Annotated in this window: 18 protein-coding genes and 1 riboswitch; of the genes, 4 read left to right on the top strand and 14 right to left on the bottom strand. The window is 30.7% G+C overall.

Translation table 11 applies throughout. The annotated features are described in order from the left end of the window. Positions 1-10: 10 nt before the first annotated feature. From B2P65_RS00460 to B2P65_RS00410, 11 genes are all read right to left on the bottom strand, one after another. A complete protein-coding gene (locus B2P65_RS00460) occupies positions 11-835 on the bottom strand; it encodes a 3-keto-5-aminohexanoate cleavage protein (RefSeq protein ID WP_150845313.1) in 825 nt (274 codons plus the stop codon). 69 nt (positions 836-904) lie between these two features. Further along, positions 905-1,285, bottom strand: a complete 381-nt coding sequence (locus B2P65_RS00455) for a hotdog domain-containing protein (protein ID WP_035130526.1) — start codon at positions 1,283-1,285, stop codon at positions 905-907. 265 nt (positions 1,286-1,550) lie between these two features. Continuing rightward, positions 1,551-1,722: riboswitch (Lysine riboswitch) on the bottom strand. A 155-nt stretch (positions 1,723-1,877) separates the two neighbouring features. Beyond that, the gene (locus tag B2P65_RS00450; protein ID WP_346879411.1) at positions 1,878-2,417 is read right to left on the bottom strand and encodes a hypothetical protein; all 540 of its coding nucleotides are present in this window, start codon (positions 2,415-2,417) and stop codon (positions 1,878-1,880) included. Positions 2,418-2,439: 22 nt separating this feature from the next. Then, positions 2,440-3,459 (bottom strand): cell wall-binding repeat-containing protein, encoded by a 1,020-nt coding sequence (locus B2P65_RS00445; RefSeq protein WP_346847176.1) that lies wholly within the window; start codon positions 3,457-3,459, stop codon positions 2,440-2,442. Between the two features lie 182 nt (positions 3,460-3,641). After that, the gene (locus B2P65_RS00440) at positions 3,642-4,493 is read right to left on the bottom strand and encodes a formate/nitrite transporter family protein (RefSeq protein WP_346879410.1); all 852 of its coding nucleotides are present in this window, start codon (positions 4,491-4,493) and stop codon (positions 3,642-3,644) included. A 303-nt stretch (positions 4,494-4,796) separates the two neighbouring features. Then, on the bottom strand, positions 4,797-5,801 hold the full coding sequence (locus B2P65_RS00435) for a hypothetical protein (RefSeq protein WP_346878420.1): 1,005 nt from the start codon (positions 5,799-5,801) through the stop codon (positions 4,797-4,799). 355 nt (positions 5,802-6,156) lie between these two features. Beyond that, complete coding sequence (locus tag B2P65_RS00430) at positions 6,157-8,184, bottom strand: urocanate hydratase (protein ID WP_346879409.1); 2,028 nt, start codon at positions 8,182-8,184, stop codon at positions 6,157-6,159. 141 nt (positions 8,185-8,325) lie between these two features. Further along, the gene (locus tag B2P65_RS00425; RefSeq protein ID WP_346879408.1) at positions 8,326-10,311 is read right to left on the bottom strand and encodes an aminopeptidase; all 1,986 of its coding nucleotides are present in this window, start codon (positions 10,309-10,311) and stop codon (positions 8,326-8,328) included. A 150-nt stretch (positions 10,312-10,461) separates the two neighbouring features. Continuing rightward, positions 10,462-10,785 carry a DUF2325 domain-containing protein gene (locus tag B2P65_RS00420; RefSeq protein WP_346847171.1) on the bottom strand — a complete coding sequence of 108 codons (324 nt, stop codon included), beginning with the start codon at positions 10,783-10,785 and terminating at the stop codon, positions 10,462-10,464. Positions 10,786-11,200: 415 nt separating this feature from the next. Continuing rightward, positions 11,201-11,938 carry an alpha/beta hydrolase gene (locus tag B2P65_RS00415; RefSeq protein ID WP_346847170.1) on the bottom strand — a complete coding sequence of 246 codons (738 nt, stop codon included), beginning with the start codon at positions 11,936-11,938 and terminating at the stop codon, positions 11,201-11,203. A gap of 5 nt (positions 11,939-11,943) precedes the next feature. Further along, positions 11,944-12,747, bottom strand: coding sequence for an AraC family transcriptional regulator (locus B2P65_RS00410; protein ID WP_346878416.1), 804 nt, complete (start codon positions 12,745-12,747; stop codon positions 11,944-11,946). A gap of 180 nt (positions 12,748-12,927) precedes the next feature. On the opposite strand from B2P65_RS00410, the gene B2P65_RS00405 reads away from it, so the two are divergent. The 3 genes from B2P65_RS00405 (at position 12,928) to B2P65_RS00395 (ending at position 15,923) form a co-directional block, all read left to right on the top strand. Next, positions 12,928-14,022 carry a FecCD family ABC transporter permease gene (locus tag B2P65_RS00405; RefSeq protein ID WP_414632294.1) on the top strand — a complete coding sequence of 365 codons (1,095 nt, stop codon included), beginning with the start codon at positions 12,928-12,930 and terminating at the stop codon, positions 14,020-14,022. Between the two features lie 9 nt (positions 14,023-14,031). After that, on the top strand, positions 14,032-14,805 hold the full coding sequence (locus B2P65_RS00400) for an ABC transporter ATP-binding protein (RefSeq protein ID WP_346847429.1): 774 nt from the start codon (positions 14,032-14,034) through the stop codon (positions 14,803-14,805). A 74-nt stretch (positions 14,806-14,879) separates the two neighbouring features. Then, the gene (locus B2P65_RS00395; protein WP_346879407.1) at positions 14,880-15,923 is read left to right on the top strand and encodes an ABC transporter substrate-binding protein; all 1,044 of its coding nucleotides are present in this window, start codon (positions 14,880-14,882) and stop codon (positions 15,921-15,923) included. 298 nt (positions 15,924-16,221) lie between these two features. On the opposite strand, the gene B2P65_RS00390 is transcribed toward B2P65_RS00395, so the two are convergent. The 3 genes from B2P65_RS00390 to B2P65_RS00380 all read right to left on the bottom strand — a co-directional run bounded on the left by B2P65_RS00390 (position 16,222) and on the right by B2P65_RS00380 (position 19,346). Further along, complete coding sequence (locus B2P65_RS00390; RefSeq protein WP_312654290.1) at positions 16,222-17,091, bottom strand: PhzF family phenazine biosynthesis protein; 870 nt, start codon at positions 17,089-17,091, stop codon at positions 16,222-16,224. A gap of 138 nt (positions 17,092-17,229) precedes the next feature. Further along, positions 17,230-18,216 (bottom strand): ornithine cyclodeaminase family protein, encoded by a 987-nt coding sequence (locus tag B2P65_RS00385; protein ID WP_346847165.1) that lies wholly within the window; start codon positions 18,214-18,216, stop codon positions 17,230-17,232. A gap of 8 nt (positions 18,217-18,224) precedes the next feature. Next, positions 18,225-19,346 (bottom strand): aminotransferase class I/II-fold pyridoxal phosphate-dependent enzyme, encoded by a 1,122-nt coding sequence (locus B2P65_RS00380; RefSeq protein WP_312654294.1) that lies wholly within the window; start codon positions 19,344-19,346, stop codon positions 18,225-18,227. A 110-nt stretch (positions 19,347-19,456) separates the two neighbouring features. Here B2P65_RS00380 and B2P65_RS00375 point away from each other — a divergent pair, with 110 nt between their 5' ends. Then, the gene (locus B2P65_RS00375) at positions 19,457-20,929 is read left to right on the top strand and encodes a PLP-dependent aminotransferase family protein (protein ID WP_312654296.1); all 1,473 of its coding nucleotides are present in this window, start codon (positions 19,457-19,459) and stop codon (positions 20,927-20,929) included. Positions 20,930-20,955: the final 26 nt, after the last annotated feature.

Below are 20,955 nucleotides of genomic sequence, written 5' to 3'. Positions count from 1 at the left end.
ATGCTTCAAATTATAAAGCTTTAAGTCCTAATATTTCTCTTGCTTCTGCTGGAGTTGCAATTTCTCTTCCTAATTCTTTAGCTATTCTTACAGCTTTTTCAACTAGATCAGCATTGCTTTCTGCCATAACACCTTTTGATAGGTATACGTTATCTTCAAATCCAACTCTTACATGTCCACCTTCTATCATAGACATTGCAGCTAATGGGAATTCATTTCTGCCTATTCCTGATACTGTGTAAGTGCTTCCTGCTGGAATACTTTCTTTCATAAATACAAAGTCTCTCATTCCAGCACTTATTCCACCATTAACTCCCATAACGAAGTTGAAGTGCATTGGTGCTTTTATAAATCCTTTTTTATGAAGTCTGATGGCCATGTCAATCATACCTTTATCGAATACTTCGATTTCTGGCTTAACGTTTAACTGGATCATCTTCTCCCCGAATTCTTTGATTGTGTTCTCTGTATTAACAAATATTTCGTCTCCACCAAAGTTACAAGTTCCACAGTCTAATGTTGCCATTTCTGGACTTAAATCAACTGGTTGAAGTCTTTCTTCATTGCTCATTCCTACAGCACCACCAGTAGATGGTTGAATGATAACATCTGGACATCTTCTTCTTATTTCAGCCATACAAGCTTCAAATCTATCTTTGTCTTGAGTTGGAGTACCATCATCTTTTCTAACATGAAGGTGAATTATACTAGCTCCAGCTTTATAACATTTTTCTGCCTCTTGACCAATTTCTTCTACTGTGTAAGGAACATTTGGATTTTGCTCTTTAGTAACCTCTGCACCACAAATAGCTGCAGCAATTATTAACTTTTCCATTTAAAATCCTCCTATATAGTTAATTTTTTAACAATGTTTCTGCAAGAATTCTTGCATATAGTTACTTAATTACTTTCTCTTCTTATCTTTTGGTACTACGCATATTCCAGTTGCTTTACAAACAACTATTGGCTCTTCTAAAACGTCACAAGCTGAATCGTTGATTTCAGGTCTTGGAACTATTACTTTTCTAGCTTCAAAAGTCATTTTTCTTGATGTATTTCCAACGTGTACGATTTCACCTACAGCTTCGATATAATCTCCAGCAAATACAGGTGCCATGAATTCTACGTTTTCATAAGCTTTGAATAGACCTTCGTCTCCATCATTTTGTATTAATAATTCTGTAGCTACATCTCCAAATAATTGTAGCATTCTTGCTCCATCAACAAGATTTCCACCGTAGTGTGCATCATGTGCGCTCATTCTTAATCTGATTACTGATTTCATTTTCTTTTCCCCCTATAAAATAATCGTTTACTTTTTATTTATGTATAACTTTTTAGTATAAACAGATTTCTTAGTTTCTTTGAAACTTAGAAATCGTTATCCAGGGACGTAGCAGCTCTTTTACTCTCACTTTGAAAAAGTTCATAGTATTAGAGATGATAGTCATCGGATAAAAATATAGTAAATAAAAAATGGCGTTGAAAATATTCAACACCATTAGATAACTTGGTTAGTTAGAACTATCAATGCAATGAATATTTTTCATTCCATAAATAGCTCTCCATATAACATGGCAGTGATAAAACCTTGTGTCTTATCCCCAAGTAATACAAAATACCTTTGTACCCTTTCGGCCTATAAACAATTCACTGTAACATCAGAGGGTATTCTCTTTAACATTTATCAGTTACCAATTTATAAGCGCCTCTACTTATGATTCAATATTAAATTTTTAAACAATTCAATTTATTATTTATCATGTACCTATTATAAATCTAATATTTTAGAAATGCAATGGTTTTTTTAAAAAATTTTTAAATTAATATAAGTTTTTTGTAGATTTTGAATTTTACTTAACATTTCACCGTTTTTCTTATACTTTTTTCAGTATACTCATAGTAATTTGTCCACCTAATCGTTTCCATAAGTCATCTATACTCGGAAATGAAGATACAAGATTACAAATTGATTCTTTGTAATCTTCATCACTCCATCGATAACCATAGTTTATACAATTAATTATATATCTTCTAAAAAAGCTTTTTAAACTATTTCTAAAACAAACAATTTTATAATCATTATATTTATTACTTAGTATTAAGTATAATTTTCTTTGATGACTTAAATTTATAATTAAACTTAATGTTTTTTCATCATAATAATTAAAGTGAAAAGGATAATACTTCTCTTTTATATCATCTTTCATTCTTATAATCAAGTGCCCTGAGATTACTTTATTACTTTTTACATAGGCGCTTTTGAAATTAAACTGCATAGAATTAGGCAAATATATAAAATCTTTAAAATCATCTTTAATTATTATACAAGTCAACTTTTTATTATGAACCTTTTGTTCTGTTAAAGCAGATACCCCCAAGGGTAGGTCTTTAAGCATATCTTCTATAGGTCTCACTTTAATTTCACCCACTTTTGAGCTATTCAATACTTAAAACCTTAAATTTCTCCTCATAATTTACTGCCTCTAAAACCTTATTAACTATGTTGTCGCTAACTACTCCAACTCCACCTAAAACCAATACTTGATCGGATTTTATTCCTTTTATTGCTGCTAAAACTTTAGGATAATAAGTTCCTGATTCCTCCATAAGAATTACTGGAGAAGAAGTTAATGCAGCTATTGGTGCTCCTACTAATCCATCTGGAAAATCTATTCCTGATGCTAAATAAATTTTGTTTAAATTAACATTTCCTTTAAAATAATTAAAAACTGCTGTATTAGTTTCATATCTATCAATTCCACTAATTCTTTCAGGACTTTTATAATTAGCCATATTAGAGTTTGATATCACACCATCCCCACCTATAACATAAGTTTTAGGTATGCTATTATTTTGAATGAACTTTTTATTATAACTGTTATATTCATTCACATCTGTTAGCAATATAGGCATTCCTAGTTTTGCCGCCACCGGAGCTATTGATAGAGAATCGGCAAAACTTACCCCTGAAGCCAAAACAACTCCATTAGATGTTCCAATATGCTCAGCTACTTTTACAGCTGTTTCATACCTATTGATACCACCTAATCTTTTAACATCAATGCCCATTCCCTTTAACTGGGATTGTACATTTTTAGATACAACTCCATCTCCACCAACTATGTAAGCTATAGAAGGCTTCAATCTATTTATCTCATTGGACACTACAGTAGATAATGCACTCTGTTCTGTTAGCAATATAGGAGCATTATACTTTTTAGCTAAAGGTGCCGCACTTAGTGCATCAGGATAATCCGTTCCACACACTAGTACTATGGTTTTACTTCCACTAGGCCATCCCTGTTTAGATGTTTCTACAGCAGTTTCATATCTAGTGCTCCCACCTAATCTTATTTTTACTGCATCTGCTTCTACTCTATTATTAATGCTAAAGGCTATTGCCCCCATTATACTTAAAGCTACAATTGAACTGATAACTTTTCCTTTCTTCTTCATATAACCCTCCCCATTAATTAATTTAGTATTTATCTTCATACTATCTATTTTATATTATGTGCTATAAATATAAAATAGATTTTTACAAATCAATAGAAATTTTTACAATTTTCCATAAAATCTTATAAAAAAAATCATGCTAAAACTTAATTCTAACACAATTTTCCATGAATTTATATATACTATGCTGATAATTTCTCTCTTATCTCAATATTCTTTTTATTACATTTTCTATATATGAACCAATAAACTAATCCAATACAAACTGCACCACCAATAATATTTCCTATGGTTACAGGAATTAGATTATTAAAAATTCCAACTATAGTTAAATTATCTAATTTTTCAACAGTTACATGAGATGCTTCAACAAAAGCTGAATTTGTTTTTGCAAGCAATCCTATAGAAAAGTAATACATATTAGCTACGCAGTGTTCAAAACCTGCTATAACAAAAGCAAATATCGGAAAGAAACCCATGAATATTTTTCCTGTTACATCTTTAGCTGCATAGGAACCCCATACACATACACATACTATGACATTACACAATATTCCACTTGAAATTGCAGGTACAAAACCCATACTGGCCTTAGCCGCTGCTACCTTTACAGCATAACCTCCAACGTTTCCCGTTGATAAAAGACCCGATTCAAAAACTAGTATTGCTACAAAAGCAGCTCCAATAAAGTTTCCTATCCAAACAAGTGCCCAATTTTTAAACATTTGACCTGTGGTTATCTTTTTTTCAGCCCAAGCTACACTTAATAATGAATTTCCTGTGAACAATTCTGCTCCACATATTAACACTAAAATTAATCCAACTGGAAATACTATACCTGCCACAAATTTCTGTAATCCAGGATCACTGATTCCATGTGATGCTACTGATGATGCATATGCCCCTAAAGCTATAAATACTCCTGCTAAAATACCTAAAAATAAAGTTTGTACACATTTATTATTAGCCTTTTTTACTCCAACCTGTTCTACATAATTAGTAATTTCATCAGGTGAAAGCATTTTTTTATCCATTAGAAGTTCCTCCAGTATTTCTACATTTTAATTTGTTTTTTTACTTTCCACGTTAATTATATTGAACCCTACACAAGGTGTCAACAGATTTCCCCTTAATAAAACCTGGAAAAAATCCACCTCGGAAATTTATCTGTATATTTTAAATATTACAATAACTTTCATGAAATTTCATATATTATTACAGCTATATTTATATACATGTTCACAATTTAGACATAAAAAAAGTGGCATGCGCCGCATTCCTAACGGTAAAACCTATAAAGCGTAAAAATCTATACTTTCCTATACAACAAAAAAATATTACCTAGTAAACCAGGTAATATTAAAAACTCCAATTTCATTCCATGATAAGTTTTCATTTATACTTTCGCTTTCAAAGGTATTTTTAAGCATGTTTTTAAGTTTCATAGAATTTTCATTGAGCTTTTTCTTCATTTCCTCATTTTCTTCTTCTATAAACTCTTCATCTTTTACTAAATAATTTCCTTCTTGGCTATATATAACCAGTTCATCACCCTCATATACTATGTCTCCATTTATTTCATAGGGCTTAACAGTCTTAAAAACATCCTTTATTTTACCATTCTCAATTTTTCCTCTATACAAATATTCACATTGAGTTAATTTTTCCTTATCAAAACTAAAGGTAATAAAAGCTATCTCATCCTTTTTAGGAGATACTTTTCCCTTTAATAAAACTTCTCCACTATCTTCCAAACTAATTATTTGTGCATTATTAAAGTATATATTAGTAACTCCATTACTAGCTCTACCATAAACTATAGTATTACCTTCATTAAGAACATCTATTAAGATTCCTTCGCAGGAATTCAAAAGTTCTAAAGTGTCTGCATCATAAATTAGATATTTACTTGTGGTAGGATCTATATATAAATGAACTACTAATTTATTATTCATCCATGATATATTAGATATTTGATTTTCACCTATATCATTTATTTGTAATACTTTATATTCCTCATCTTTCATACTATATATATTTATTTTATCTTTCTCATCTAAATATTTAAAAGCTATATTACTCCAGTCATTACTTAAAGCAGAAAGTTCTTTCAGCCTATGCAAATCTCCTACCCCTTCTAAATATTCCTCATGCTCATCAAAAATATATATGTTGTTGTTTTTTTCTATTACAGCACTTGTATAATTGTTTATAATTGGATCTCTTTCTTCTTCAATATCGGATTTACATCCAACTAAAATAAAAAGGGTACTAATTAGTGTTATTGCTACGACAAATATTTTTATTTTATTAACTTTTCTAACTTTTTTTCTATAATTCAACACTACCCCTCCTTATCTACACATCAAATACCCTAACTATTATACTACTTGCAAATACTCTATTCAATATTATCTACTAATGTATATACATTGTTTAATCATTGTTTTTATTTCATTTAAATTTACTACATATATTAAAAAATCATCCCCATAAAAATATACGAAGCAACCTTCAACTTAGAACTTATTTTTTTTATATTTTTATTAATATATTTTATTTACTTTGTAAAAAAAATATAAAAATTTATTTTATTTACAACTAAATACAAACTAAAAAAATAAAAAATCAGGTATATAGTCTTAATCTTTTAATACTATATACCCAATTAAATTATTCAATTATTTAAATTATGATTTATTTATTTAAAGCTTTTTCAATAACAGATTTTATTAATTCATCCTTCGGTATATATGGAAGAGTTATATGATCTGTTCCTTGGTTCTTCTCATTATATTCCATACTTGTTTCAATAGAATGTGGATTTCTTGCCCAAGCTCTTCTAGCAACTCCGCCCATAACATCCCATGCCATAGATGATTTTATAATATTATCAACTCTTTCGCTACCATCAAGAACTAATCCAAATCCTCCATTGATTGACTTACTTGTTCCAACTCCTCCACCATTGTGAAGAGCAATTAAGCTCATTCCTCTTGCTGCATTTCCTGCAAAGCATTGGATTGCCATTTCAGCCATCATGTTACTTCCATCTTTTATATTAGAAGTTTCTCTAAATGGAGAATCTGTACCACTTACATCATGGTGATCTCTTCCAAGCATGATTGGTCCAACTTCACCATTTCTTACAAGTTCATTAAACTTAAGAGCAATATCCATACGACCTTGTGCATCTTGATATAATATTCTAGCTTCTGTCCCAACAACTAATTGGTTCTTTTCAGCATCTCTAATCCAAATGTAGTTATCTCTATCTTGTCCTCTTCTATTTGGATCAATACATTCCATCGCAGCATGGTCTGTTTTTATTAAATCTTCATGTTTATGACTTAAGCATACCCATCTAAATGGTCCATAACCATAGTCAAATAGCATTGGTCCCATGATATCTTCAACATAAGAAGGATAAATGAATCCATCCTTTTCATCTACACCATTTTTAGCTATGTCTTTTCCACCAGCATCATAGATTGCCTTCATAAATGAGTTACCATAATCAAAGAAGTAAACTCCCTTAGTAACTAACTTTTTAATTATGTCGTAGTGTTTTAATAAGGTCATATCTACAAGCTCTTTGAATTTTTCTCTATCTTCTTTTAATAATCTGGTTCTTTCTTCAAAAGAAATTCCTACTGGTGCATACCCACCATCATATGCAGCATGGCAAGAAGTTTGGTCTGATAATAAATCTATATGAATATCATTTTCTAAGATGTATTCAAGTAAATCTACGATATTTCCATGATATGCTATAGAGATAGACTCTTCATTTTTAGCCTTTTCTTTAGCAACTCTTATAACTTCTTCTAAATCACTTGATGCCATGGAAACCCAGCCTTGATCAAGTCTTGTTTTGATTCTTGAATAGTCAACCTCTGCTACAATTCCTACTCCATTAGCTATTTCTATAGCTTTAGGTTGAGCACCACTCATTCCGCCAAGACCAGAAGTTACAAATATCTTACCTCTTAAATCTCCATCATCAGCCACTCCAAGCTTTAATCTTCCTGCATTTACTATAGTGTTGAAGGTACCATGAACTATACCTTGAGGTCCTATATACATCCAACCACCAGCTGTCATCTGGCCATAGTTAGCTACTCCTAGTTGAGTTGCTAAATGGAAATCTTCTGGATTATCAAACATACCAACCATTAAACCATTAGTAGTTATTACTCTTGGAGCAGTTTTAGAACTTCTAAATAATCCTAATGGATGACCACTCTCTACTACTAAAGTTTGTTCATCTGTCATATTCTCTAGGTATTTTTTAATAAGTCTATATTGCATCCAGTTTTGGCACACTTGTCCTGTTTCACCGTAAGTAACAAGTTCATAAGGATATAATGCCACATCAAAATCTAAGTTGTTATCTATCATTACTTGGAAGGCCTTACCTTCTGCGCAATTTCCTTTATATTCATCTATAGACTTACCACTTAATTTTCCTTCTGGCCTAAATCTATATCCATATATTCTTCCTCTTGTCAAAAGCTCTTCCATAAACTCTGGAGCTAATTTCTCGTGAAGATGTTCTGGAACATATCTTAAAGCATTTTTAAGAGCTAATTCAGTTTGTGCAGGTGTTAAGCTATAACCTCTGTCAGGAGCTCTTCTAATTCCTTCTTGAAACTTAGGCATTTCTGGTAATTCATCATCTAACTTTATTACCATCTTATTTTTAATATCAATGTTATTAATCATAATTTTCCTCCTATTTCTATAAAAAATATATCCGATGACTACCTGCTCTAATATTCCTATCTTTATTAAAGTAGGAATAAAGAGCAGCTACGTCCCTGGATAATAATTTCTAAGCTTCGAAGAAGCTAAGAACTCTGTTTATTAAGCCTCTCCATTGAAAGGTTCATTTAATTCCTCAGTGCCCTTTAGAATAAATCTACCATTTTTAATTACTTCAATAACTTCCCCATCCTTTGTTATAGCATTTATAAACTCTAAGCTATCGTAAGGTATAGTTATATCTGTATGACATTGAGTATATGCACTCTCTATATCCGTTTTTCTAAGAATAGATTTTTCATTATCCTTAGCAATTATTTCTTTTCCATCAAAAGCATTATAAACTCTTTCATCTTCACTATAAGAATAACAAGTATCACCCACTGCAAAGTGTGGTCCCATCTTTTCTCCAATAAGGATAGGAAGTATAGGTACTATATTATGCTTCTGCGCTATAACATATGCTAAGGTGTTTGTACCTATTGCAAACTCACCAAGAGGTAAAGTTTTATTTGGGAACAACAGATTTTCCTCTACATACTTTTTATTTTTAGATTCTTCATCAAAATTAGAACAGTTATATTCAGCAATATATCCATCCTTAAATAAAAGTTCTAAGTTTATATATTTAAGGCCATCTAGGAAGATTTCTTCTAGATGTAGAAGTCCATTTGTTCCTTTTAACATTGGAGATGTAAATACCTCTCCAACCGGTATATTTACAGTGGCAATACAGTTTTCAAAGTTTGTTTCCTTTTCTGGATTGTTGATCTCCTGCATTTTAACCTTTATATCTGTTCTATTTCCATTGCAGCCCTTAACATGGATAAACTCACCCTTATCTAAAGCCCCAATAATATCATTTTGGATTCTTTCCCACTTGTCTGAATCAAGAGTATTTATCTTCATAGTATCAGCAAAGATTTCCTCAAAATTTTCTCCTATTTCTGGACTAGGGAAAGCTATAATAGTAAAGGTTGTTTCCTTAGATGGCATGTACTTATCTTGAATAGTTCTAAGTCTTACCGTTGCATTTTGGTAAACCTTACTTTGTTCTTCACTTAATTTTAAAGCTGTATTCTTGCTTTCAGGTGCAAACGGAACCTCTCCAAAGCTTTCAATAACTGCAATTCCTGAATACTTTCCTAAACCTTCTTTAAATCTTTCAAAGGTAGCTGTAAATCTTTCTTCTTTAACTTCTGCATAGTTTTTACTGAAGAATAAAGCATTATCAAATCTATGATCATAAGTAAACTGTTTATTTGCTTCAGTAGATTCTACCATTGCAAGGACAGGGGTTAAGTTGTATTTATCAAACTCCTTTATAACCTCTTTAACAATAGCCTCTTGACCAACAAAGTATATTAGTCTAACTGTAGACTTAATAGTGTAATCCTTCTTTTCTCTTATAAAGCTATCCATATATCCTTTAACCATGGTATATGCAATCTTGTTTACATCTTCATAGGTAGACAAAAATTTAGCTGTCTTTATTTCATTATCAGTTATATATTTTCCGTACTTAAATAAGTATCTTAAATCTTCTGCATTTGCTTCATCAACTATAGTTCTGTAATAACCCTTAGTATCTAAAGCTATATTATTAACCTTTTCCTCAGCTTCCATGTCTAAAATGCTAACTTCAAAATCCCTTATAAGCTCCATTAAACCATTAGCATTATCACCATTTTTAACTACGTAAGCATAGGCATCTGTAAATAGCTGTAGTAACTTTTCTATCTTCTCAGTCTTATGAGAAAATACTAAAGATATACATTCATTTAACCTATTATATAAATATGTAGCTATTTGGCCCATTTCTTTTCCTAGCTCTTTCACTGCATAGTCTGGGTTGCCGTAACTTGTTTTATAGTTGTCACCTAGTAAATCATTATAAATTTCATGATTTTCTTTTAAAAGTTCATCAAAGTCTTTCTTTTGAAAATACTCATCATTTAACTTTTCTTCTAAACTACATATTGAATATAGTTTTTCCCCCATTGTCTTAAAGAAAGTTAAATAATTTTTCCCCTGAGTATTTATTAAATATACTTCTTTTACTCCATTAAGATTACATATGTTCCTCATTTCATCCCCCACCCTTCTAAAAATATCCATAACAAAAACGTATCATATTCAGAAAATTAATACAATACTTTAGGCGATTTTTGTTATCGGGGTAAAGTGCTAAAAGATTAAACTCTACCCCAAAAATGTTTCCTTAATTTAACTTTATATTTAATTACTATGTTTAGTGCAGTTTTCGCAATCCCCAGAACAATTTAAACAATGAGTTTCTAATATACTCTTTAAAGAGCTAGAGCTACTACTATGAGATTTTGCTATACTGATATTCTTTCTTGCTGCCTCTTGCATAGCTGCATTAACCATTTTATGAGATACTGTGTTAGTAAACATTACTAATAAATCTGGACATCCTATTTGAGATTTAAAGCGACCTGGCATTTGTGTAAACACCTTAGCCTTACAATTATATTTATCGCATATCTTTTTATATTCAGAAACCATCCTATCATGACCACCAATTATTACTATACTCATTTCTTTACCTCCTAAAATTTATATTATTTATATAAGCTCTTATGTATATATAGCTATGTACTTCTAGAATTTTAAAATATTAAGATGTTATAATAAGAAATTTTAAAATGCCTAAGTATTTTAATTTTGCATATTTATGATGTTAACTATTTACATACTTAAATAGTTATATAGTTAGCTTCGGCTTACCTACTACTAAAATAAAATTAGGTAAATACTTAACTACCTTTAAGAAAGCGAGTTAGCCATCGCTTACTTAACTGTAAAAAGATAAGTTAGCATCAACTAACTTATCTTTCACTTTACTACTAAAGCTATGTTGTGTCAATATAACTTTAGTATAAAGTTCTTATCCTAACATTATCAAGTTGCAATGAAATACAAAAATTCCTTCTTCTTGTAATTATCAAACTAATTAATCTTTTCTCATTAAAAATTCCAAAGCAATTTTATTTCTATTTAATATATTTTCGTGGTGGTCATAATCATCCCAAACCATTTCTACATTTTCTTCTCCTATATGTTTCTTAAATATTCCATAGGACATACTAGAAAACTTAGGCATGTCCTTCTGAATTGTAGTCTTGCTATGTCCCTCCTTTCTTCCAGCAATAATAATAAGTCTAAAATCATCATTTACTAAAATTTCTTCCTGAATAAATTTAATCCATCCATCATACCATTGAGATGCACATATACTTGCTACCTTACTATAATTATCATTTTTGAAAACTGAATATAAAGAAATCAAAGCTCCAAGAGAATGTCCCATAATTTTTCTATCATTCTTATTACTGCTTACTCTAAACTCTTTTTCAATATAGGTTTGTAAATCGCTTATTAAAAATTCTAAGTATTCATCCCCCATGCCCTCAAATGGATGAAATCTTTCATGGTTAGATTCTGCTGCCCAAGGGGTATATTCATTTAATCTGTCAAAAGGTGTAATTCCAATTATTATATGTTCCTCTAAAGATTTATTTTCAAATTTATCTTCTATTTCATCAATTATTCCACCTAAAAACTTTCTAAATTTATCACCATCATGAACATAAACTACAGGATATTTTTTATCAGATATATCATACTCCCGTGGTAAATACATGAAAATCTCTCTATCAAAAACTGTCCTCGTTAAAATTCTTCCTCGCATATCTTCTACCCTTTCTTTAACTTGCTTGGAGTAACTCCAAAATTTTTTTTAAATAACCTACTAAAATAGAATTCATCATTATAGCCAATCTTTTTTGAAACTTCCTTTACTGCAAAACCTTCATTTAATAACTTGAATGCAGCAGTCATTCTGCATTGGATTAAATAATCTATGGGACGAATATTTAAATACTTATTGAATAAGTATGATATTCTATTAGCTTTCTCTCCATATTTTTCTGAAAGCGTGCCTAATGTAATCTCTTCCATATAGTTTTGTGAAATAAATTCACTTACATCTATGGTAAAATCTTTTTCACTTAATCCCTTTTTGTAGTTATGATCAGTAAAGAGTTCTCTTAAAAATAATGAGGTTTGTATTTGAAGATTTACTTTTGATGTTAATTGTTGTTTTGAAGATATTTCTTTAAGCTCATACAAGGATTTCAATATCTCGTCATAATTTATTACGTCAAATTCGAAGGTTGAATTCATATAAGAATCAGGCTTAATACATTTATCTGCCATATAATAGATATTCATATATTCAAATTCTTCATCTCCTAAAACCTTAAAGGATATGTTTTTATTTTTACATCCATGAATCACCTTTCCTCTTTCAGCAATATAGACCTCATTATCAAACTCTATTTGAGCTCTTCCTCTTATAGTAAAAATGAATGCTGAGAGATTAGTTGTATAACCATTTTTCGATGACATAGAATTCTTGATAAACCTTTCTATTCTAAAAACTTCAAAAGTATTTTTTCTAAATTCTTTTAATAAATCACCTTTATTAACATTTTTCAAGTAAATAGGCTCCTTTCAATACATATAACTTTAAATAATTGTCCATGTTTTTATTTTAGTATATTCTATTACGATTTTTTCTATATTATAATAGTTAATGAAATTGATAATTATTATCATTTAATTCTCTAGAATAAGTTTACCTCATTTTTAGTAGGAGTTCAAGAAAGGATGTTAAATGTGAAAGATATTTTAAATGCTTCTTATGAGAAAAACCAAAAGATAAAAAAATCCTTCAATTTATTTATCTTAGGCTTAATTATATTATTATTTATTTCTGTAATTTTATCAGTATCCTTTGGTTCACTTAGAATAAAACCTTCTGTATCCTATAGCATAATCTTAAATGAACTATTTGGATTATCCTTAGGTGATGCTGCCAAAGTAAGTAATATATCTACTTATAATGTTATTTGGTTAATTAGAATGCCTAGAGTTTTACTTGCAATTGTTGTTGGAGCTGGACTTGCTGTATGCGGAACAATAATGCAGGCAACTGTTCAAAACCCTCTAGCTGAGCCATATATTTTAGGAATTTCTTCTGGTGCATCACTAGGTGCAACCTTCTCTATAATGTTAGGATTGGGCTCATTTAGTCTCTTTTCCATAAGCAGTGTATCATTTTGGGCATTTTTAGGTGCTTTAAGTGCCTCTATCCTGGTATTGGTATTATCCTCAATGGGAAATAAAATGTCATCTTCCAAATTAGTCCTTTCGGGAACTGTAGTCAGTGCATTATGTACATCTTTATCTAATTTTATAATTTCTATTGCTAGTAATGCTGAAGGTATGCAAACGGTAAAATTCTGGACAATGGGTTCTTTGGCAACTGCTAAGTGGCAAAATATAGGTTTTGTAATTTTAGCTGTAACTATATGTTGTTTATTTTTCTTAACTCAAGGAAGAACTTTAAACTTAATGTTAATGGGTGATGAAGCCTCAATGACTTTAGGGCTTAATTTAAATTTATACAGAAAAATTTATATGATAATCACATCATTACTAACAGGTATTTTAGTAGCTAATTGCGGGATTATAGGCTTTGTAGGATTAATAATCCCCCATATTTCAAGATCTATAGTTGGGTCTGATCATAAAAGACTAATCCCAACTTCAATACTTTTAGGTTCTATATTCTTAATTTGGGCTGATGTTTTTGCTAGAATAATCATCCCTAATGCCGAATTATCCATTGGTATTATTACTGGTTTAGTTGGAGCACCATTCTTTGTTTACATTTTATTGAGAAAAGGCTTCGGATATGGAGATAAGTAGGTGATTATAATGGATTTGAAAATTAAAGAATTAAAGGTCAATTTATCGAAAAAAGAAATTGTAAAAGGAATTGATTTAGCAGTTACAAGTAATAAGTTCATAGGCTTAATAGGTCCAAATGGGAGTGGGAAATCAACATTATTGAAAGCTGTTTATGGTGTAATAAAGCCAACCTTTGGAGATGTTTTTATATCTGATAAGGATATAAAAAATTACAACAAAAAATCTCTTGCTAAAACTCTTGGAGTGGTTAGTCAATTTAATAATATTAACTTTGATTTTAAAGTTATAGATATAGTTCTAATGGGTAGGGCTCCTTATAAAGGTTTATTAGAGCAAGATAATAAAAATGATTATGATATGGCACTTAAAGCTTTATCTCAAGTTGGAATGATAGATTTTGCTCAAAAAAACTTCAGCCTATTATCTGGAGGTGAAAAGCAAAGGGTTATATTGGCTAGAGCAATAACTCAAAATCCTAAAATATTAATTTTAGATGAGCCCACTAATCATCTAGATATAAAGTATCAACTAGAAGTTATGTCAATAGTTAAAAATTTAAATATATGTGTTTTAGCTGCTTTGCATGATTTAACATTAGCTTCTCAATTTTGTGATGAACTTTATGTTTTGAAAGATGGAGTTATTGTGTATAACGGGATTCCAAATGAAGTTATAACAGAAAAAACAATTAAAGAAGTATATGATGTTGAATCTATTGTTCACATAAATCCAGCTACTAAAAAGCTTTCTATTGAATACTTACCACCATCATTACATTAAACAAAAACTATAACTAATTATTCTATTATATAAAAATTAAAACTTTTAATATGAAAATCGAGAGGAGAATTATCATGAATAAAAAAACTTTACTTTTACTTACATCATTAGCTCTATCTGCTGTAGTCTTTGTAGGCTGCAGTAATAAAACTGAAAATGTATACTCACCATCAAAGCAAGAGCAAACTAGCACTTCTACAGCTGCATCAACTAATAAAACAACTTATCCAATAACCTTTGATGCTTTTGATTCTGAAGGAAATGTGTACAAACAGACTTTTAATGAATCTCCAAAGAAAGTTATAACTAATAATCAAACTTCAACTGAACTACTTTTAACTTTAGGGTTAAAGGATTCTATAATTGGAACAGGTGACTTAGATACTCCTATGTTAGAAAATTTAAAAGCAGACTACGAATCTATACCTGCAATTGCTAACAAAGGTGATGTTGCTAAAGAAGTTGTTGTTGGCTCAGGTGCAGATTTAGTAATCGGAAGATCTGCTTCATTTAAAGATGATAGATATGGTTCAATACCAAGTTTAAATGAAGTTGGTATTAATACTTACGTTCAATTGGCAAGTAAAATGAATGCCCATATTTCTTTAGACACAATTATTCAAGATGTTAGGAACGTAGGTACTATGTTCGATGTTCAAGATAAAGGTAATAAATTAGCTGACTCACTTCAGAATTCATTTGATAACATTAAATCAAAAGTTCCAACCACTAGTGAAAGAAAAAAGGTTATGCTAATAGTTAATTATAATGGAGAATCCTTTACTGCTTATGGTGCTAATGCTTCATTACAAAAGGAAATGTTAAATGTGTTAAATTCGGATAACGTTATTGAAAAAGGGGGTTCTATATCATTAGAAAATATAATTTCTTCTAACCCTGACCATATTGTTTATGTAACAGCAAATAAAAATGCTTCAGTAGATGTTGATGCCGTAGATAGGCTATTAGCCGAACCTACACTTCAAAGTGTTGAAGCTATAAAGAATAAAAATATCGTTTCTGTTGAATACACTGAACTTATGGGATATGGCTACAGAACCTTCGATTGCTTAGAAAAATTGGCTAAAGACTTCTATCCCGAAATATTTAAAAGCTAAAATGTAAAAAATGCTTAGTGTTGACTCACTAAGCATTTTTATTATAGAATAAATAGATTTGTATAAACACAAATTTATCTACTCTCTTTTTTATTGTTATATAATACTATAGATGATTTCTAATTACTTGATTTTATGCGTATCCACGCATCATCATATACCTTTTTCACATAACTAGGAAAATCCACATAGATTTCACATCTATCCATTATTTCTTTAGTCATATATGTATTAAATATATTGTTTTAAGCAAAACAGGTACAACCGTCCTTTTCTACCATTATCAACTGCTAAAACACTAAATTTCAACTTCTATTTCAGAAATATTTAATGCTTTTCCACCTACTCTGACTTCTTCAATCTTATCTCCTAGAGTTGATAATGAGACCAATATCTCTGAAGGTTTGTCCATAGAATAACCTTGTTCAATTATAACATTATCTACAGTTTGTTGGCTTAATGCACCATATTTTAGCATATAGCAAGCTAGTGCTCCATTTGAAGTACCAGTGGCAGACTCTTCAGGTATGCCATAAAGAGGTGCAAGATTTCTAGTGTGAGCATTTGAATTATGTAACGATTCAAGTGTAAACAGATGATACCCTACAACATCATATTTTTTGCTGATTGCAGCTACCTTTTCAAAATCAGGTTTAATGCTACTTAGAATGCTTAAATCTTTAATAGGAACAATAATATCTTTCAAACCGGTAGATACAATTTGTAATGGGAAATTTGCATCTATTTGAGCTACAGAAATATTCAACGAGCCTGCAATTTCTTCTCTGTCTAATGTCTCAAAGAAAGTCGGAAGTGACTGATTCATAATAATTGACATATCTTCCTTAACATATACGTTAAGAATGCCTGCCTTTGTTTCCTGTGTATAGTGTCCTGGTGTAATACGTTTTTCACTTAATAGCATGTAAAATGCGCCTATAGTTGCATGTCCGCAAAGGTCTACTTCTTCTGCAGGAGTAAAAAAGCGTACTTTAAAATCTGCTAAATTTGAATTCATTACAAAAGCAGTCTCGCTAAAACCTATTTTTTCAGCAATTTTTTTCATATCTGCTTCGGATAGGTGATCAGCATCAAAAACAACTGCTGCCGGATTTCCACCCTCCATGGATTTTGCAAATGAGTTTAAAGTAAAAGCTTTAATTTTCATTTTCATTCTTTGGAGAAGATGTCATGGAGCATCTTCTCCTCAAACCTACCTTTCTTAAATATTAATATTATTAATAACAAATTTTATCAAAAATATTATGTAGGGGTATTGGAAAGCTGATGTGGGGGATGGCTATTGTTACAACAACTTTATTTTAGATCCAATACCCATAGATAATGCTTTGTTATATATCAAATCTGCCAAAGTATTATCCTGAATACCCATTCCTGTGGCATCAAAAATTGTGACCTGGGTGTCATTATCCCTTCCTTGCTTACTCTTAAGCAAAACTTCTCCTAACTCAGCGTAAATATCCGTGGTTTTTATGTCTCCGGACATAATCGCATTTCTTGTCTCACCGCGTTCCACACACTGATATATTGAATCAACATAAATTTTTGATCGACTAAATATTTTAGGATCAAGCTCCTGTTTACCAGCCATATCAGCACCTATGGCAATAATATGAGTACCTTCCTTTATCCATTCATCTTTGACAATCATATTTTTGCTTGGTGTCGTCGTTACAATGATATCAGCATCAATAACAGCATCTTTTGCAGTTTCACATGTTTCAACTAATAAATTAAGTGATTTAGAGATTTCTTCTCTATATGCTGCTAATAATTCAGTATTAGTGTCCCAAACTTTTACAGATTCAATATTCAAAACTTCGCATATAGCTTTGAGTTGCATACGAGCTTGATTTCCAGAACCAATGATAGCCACTTTCTTAGAATTCTTTCTTGCTAAAAGGCGAGCAGATAATCCACCAGCAGCACCTGTCCTATATCCAGTAATCAAACTTCCATCCATTATACATAACGGATAACCGGTTTTCCCATCAATCAACATAATTGTTGCCAGCATCGTTGGCAAATTATAAACCTTTGGATTATCCCAATATCCAGATGCACTTTTTATACTTATGAATTGATTAGATTTCGAATAGCATGTCTTTATATCAAGTTCTCCATTGTTTTCTTCATCTTCTATTGATACAATAGGTGGCTGAATAACCATATTACTGCAGTAGTCTGTATATGCTTGTTCAACAGAAGCTATTGCATCTTTCATATTGATAAGCATTCCTACATCTTGTTTTGATAAAATCAATGTCTCCATCTAATCACCTACACGTATTTTTTTTCAATCAAATATTCCTCGAACTTCTTAAGGCTTTCTTCAAAATTATCTCTACCATAACCCATTCTAAAATATTGTCCTTTAAATCCATAAATACTTGATGGAAGTAAAAGTACACCTTTTTCTGCAACAAGTGTTTCACAGAAATCATGAATTGGCATTTCTATATTCATCTTATGAAAAGCCACTGGGCCTGCCATTGGTCTGTTATATTCAAAAAGATCTGAATATTTACTAAAGAACTTATCAGCTATTTTAAGGTTTGATTCAATTATACTTCTATTTTTATTAAGTATTTCATCACTATGTTTAAGTGCAACCATAGAAAGATATTCAGATGGTGCACTTGTACAAATACTTGTATAATGCTTCATTTTTTTCATTTTTTCAATAATTTCAAGGTCTTTTGTAGCAATCCAACCAAGTCTTAATCCCGCTAAACCATATGCCTTAGACATAACACCAAGAGAAATTCCTTTTTCATAACAGTCTGCAAACCATGGACGCTTTTCTCCATCTAATTCTACACCTTTATAAACTTCATCGCAGAAAACATATAAATCATATCTTCTTGCTATTTCAACTATCTTTTCTATTTCTTCTTTTTTCAAAGTATAACCAGTTGGATTATTTGGGCTATTCAAGCAGATAAGCTTAGTGTTTGGTTTTATCATGTCTTCTAATTTATCTATATCAATTGTCCAACCATTCTCACCTTGTTCCAATGACCATTTTGAAACTTCACAACCTATTGAATTTGGAACTTCGAATGATGACTGATAAATAGGGAACTGACATATTACATGATCACCTTTTTCCAATAACACGTTGGCAAAATTAAATATTGGTTCTTGAGCTCCTGCATGCACTACTATTTCTTCAGGTGTAATTGTAGAATATAAACTAGATATAACCTCCCTAAGATATGGGCTTCCAGCCACTTCAGTATATCCAAGCCCTCCATTTAAAAATTCTTCTTCAGCACCAGGTTCATAAGCAAGTAATTCTTTCATACTCATAGAAGCACAATCTGATTGCGTAAGTAAATATGGTGCTGAAAACTCATGCTTTCCAAAAAATACTTCTAATTTAAAATCTCTTAATTTCATACTATAATCATTCCTTTCTTGAATTTATTATAATAATACAATATAATGACTATAAAATATCCAACCAAAGAAAATATAATACCCATCCAAGTTAGCAAAAGGAGCAAATTATGAGTACCAAATTTAATGAAACTGTAATAATAAATTGGAAACCCGATAAGAACTCAGATATTACTTTAACAAAGCAAATAATTGGATATCTTAAAGAACGAATTGCAAAAGGGGATTGGGTAGTTGGTCAAAAGCTACCATCTCAACGTAAAATGGCCGAGTTATTTGAAGTAAACAGAAGCACAATAGTTGAGGCTCTATCTGAACTGACATCACTTGGCATTATTGACTCCTCCTTTGGTAAAGGCACAACCATAGTAAATAATACATGGTCTCTTCTTATTGACAGCAGTACACCCGATTGGAAAAATTACATAGAACATGGGATACATAGACCCAATAATCCAATAATACAAGCTATGTATAAATTCGAATTTATTGAACCAATAATTCGTCTTGGAACAGGAGAAATGTCACCAGATCAATTTCCTCATGATATGATGACTGATGTTCTTAAAAGAGTATCTGATCGAAATGTTTCTTATAATTATTTAGGTCCGCTTGGCCTATATGAACTTAGAGTTGAATTATGTAAGTATCTAAAAAAATTCAATTTACAGGTAGAACCATCACAAGTTTTAATAGTATCAGGCTCACTTCAAGCTCTGCAACTTATTTCTCTTAGTATACTAGGACCAAATTCTGTTGTCCTCGTAGAAGAGCCATCATATATTAAATCATTGAGAGTTTTTGACTTCTCAGGTATTACCATGAGAAATGTTCCTATGGATAAAGATGGTATAATGCCATGGATGATAGATGATACTATATTAAAAAAGGGAAAGTCTATACTATATACAATTCCTACATTTCATAATCCAACTGGAATTACTATGAGTGAGAATAGACGAAGTGAATTGCTTAGATGGTGTAAATCAAATCGACTTCCAATTATTGAAGATGATGTTTACAGAGAATTATATTTTGATGAGGCTCCTCCCCTTCCAATTAAAGCAATAGACAATACTGGAAATGTTCTTTACATGGGAAGCGTATCTAAATCACTAGCACCAGGCTTTAGAATTGGATGGATAGTAGGTCCTGAATCTATTGTAGAGCGTCTTGGAGACATAAAAATGCAAACTGACTATGGTGCAAGTTCATTATCCCAATGGATAATGAATGAATGGTTTAATAGTGGACTATACGATATTCATATTCAAACACTTAGAAAACAACTAAAAGAAAGATGTTCTTTTATGCTTCATTTACTTGATTTATATTTTTCTGATATTGCAACTTGGAATATTCCTAAAGGCGGTTTCTATATATGGTTGAAATTAAATAAACCTTTGTCTATAGATAAGGTTTTTGATCAAGCACTTAAAGAGAATGTATTAATTAATCCTGGTGATATATATAGTTTTAAGAAAAATAATTGTATACGTCTTTCTTACTCTTATGCATCAAATCAAGATATGGAAGAGGGATTGAAAAAACTTTCTGTAATTATTAAAAGAATAATAAATTAATTATTAAAAACTCCTAAGTTTTTCTA

The organism is Clostridium sp. UBA3061, assembly GCF_002367465.1.
In the GTDB taxonomy this organism is placed as follows: Bacteria; Bacillota; Clostridia; order Clostridiales; family Clostridiaceae; genus Clostridium_J; species Clostridium_J sulfidigenes.
Note: the sequence above shows the minus strand (reverse complement) of the source record. Positions and strands in the feature narration are given on the sequence as shown.

Excerpts from the sequence above, each read along its gene's own strand:
- B2P65_RS00430 (WP_346879409.1), bottom strand. The coding sequence starts at position 8,184 with ATGATTAATAACATTGATATTAAAAATAAGATGGTAATAAAGTTAGAT.
- B2P65_RS00380 (WP_312654294.1), bottom strand. The coding sequence starts at position 19,346 with ATGAAATTAAGAGATTTTAAATTAGAAGTATTTTTTGGAAAGCATGAG.
- B2P65_RS00395 (WP_346879407.1), top strand. The coding sequence starts at position 14,880 with ATGAATAAAAAAACTTTACTTTTACTTACATCATTAGCTCTATCTGCT.
- B2P65_RS00390 (WP_312654290.1), bottom strand. The coding sequence starts at position 17,091 with ATGAAAATTAAAGCTTTTACTTTAAACTCATTTGCAAAATCCATGGAG.
- B2P65_RS00400 (WP_346847429.1), top strand. The coding sequence starts at position 14,032 with ATGGATTTGAAAATTAAAGAATTAAAGGTCAATTTATCGAAAAAAGAA.
- B2P65_RS00460 (WP_150845313.1), bottom strand. The coding sequence starts at position 835 with ATGGAAAAGTTAATAATTGCTGCAGCTATTTGTGGTGCAGAGGTTACT.
- B2P65_RS00455 (WP_035130526.1), bottom strand. The coding sequence starts at position 1,285 with ATGAAATCAGTAATCAGATTAAGAATGAGCGCACATGATGCACACTAC.
- B2P65_RS00385 (WP_346847165.1), bottom strand. The coding sequence starts at position 18,216 with ATGGAGACATTGATTTTATCAAAACAAGATGTAGGAATGCTTATCAAT.
- B2P65_RS00375 (WP_312654296.1), top strand. The coding sequence starts at position 19,457 with ATGAGTACCAAATTTAATGAAACTGTAATAATAAATTGGAAACCCGAT.
- B2P65_RS00425 (WP_346879408.1), bottom strand. The coding sequence starts at position 10,311 with ATGAGGAACATATGTAATCTTAATGGAGTAAAAGAAGTATATTTAATA.
- B2P65_RS00445 (WP_346847176.1), bottom strand. The coding sequence starts at position 3,459 with ATGAAGAAGAAAGGAAAAGTTATCAGTTCAATTGTAGCTTTAAGTATA.
- B2P65_RS00415 (WP_346847170.1), bottom strand. The coding sequence starts at position 11,938 with ATGCGAGGAAGAATTTTAACGAGGACAGTTTTTGATAGAGAGATTTTC.
- B2P65_RS00440 (WP_346879410.1), bottom strand. The coding sequence starts at position 4,493 with ATGGATAAAAAAATGCTTTCACCTGATGAAATTACTAATTATGTAGAA.
- B2P65_RS00420 (WP_346847171.1), bottom strand. The coding sequence starts at position 10,785 with ATGAGTATAGTAATAATTGGTGGTCATGATAGGATGGTTTCTGAATAT.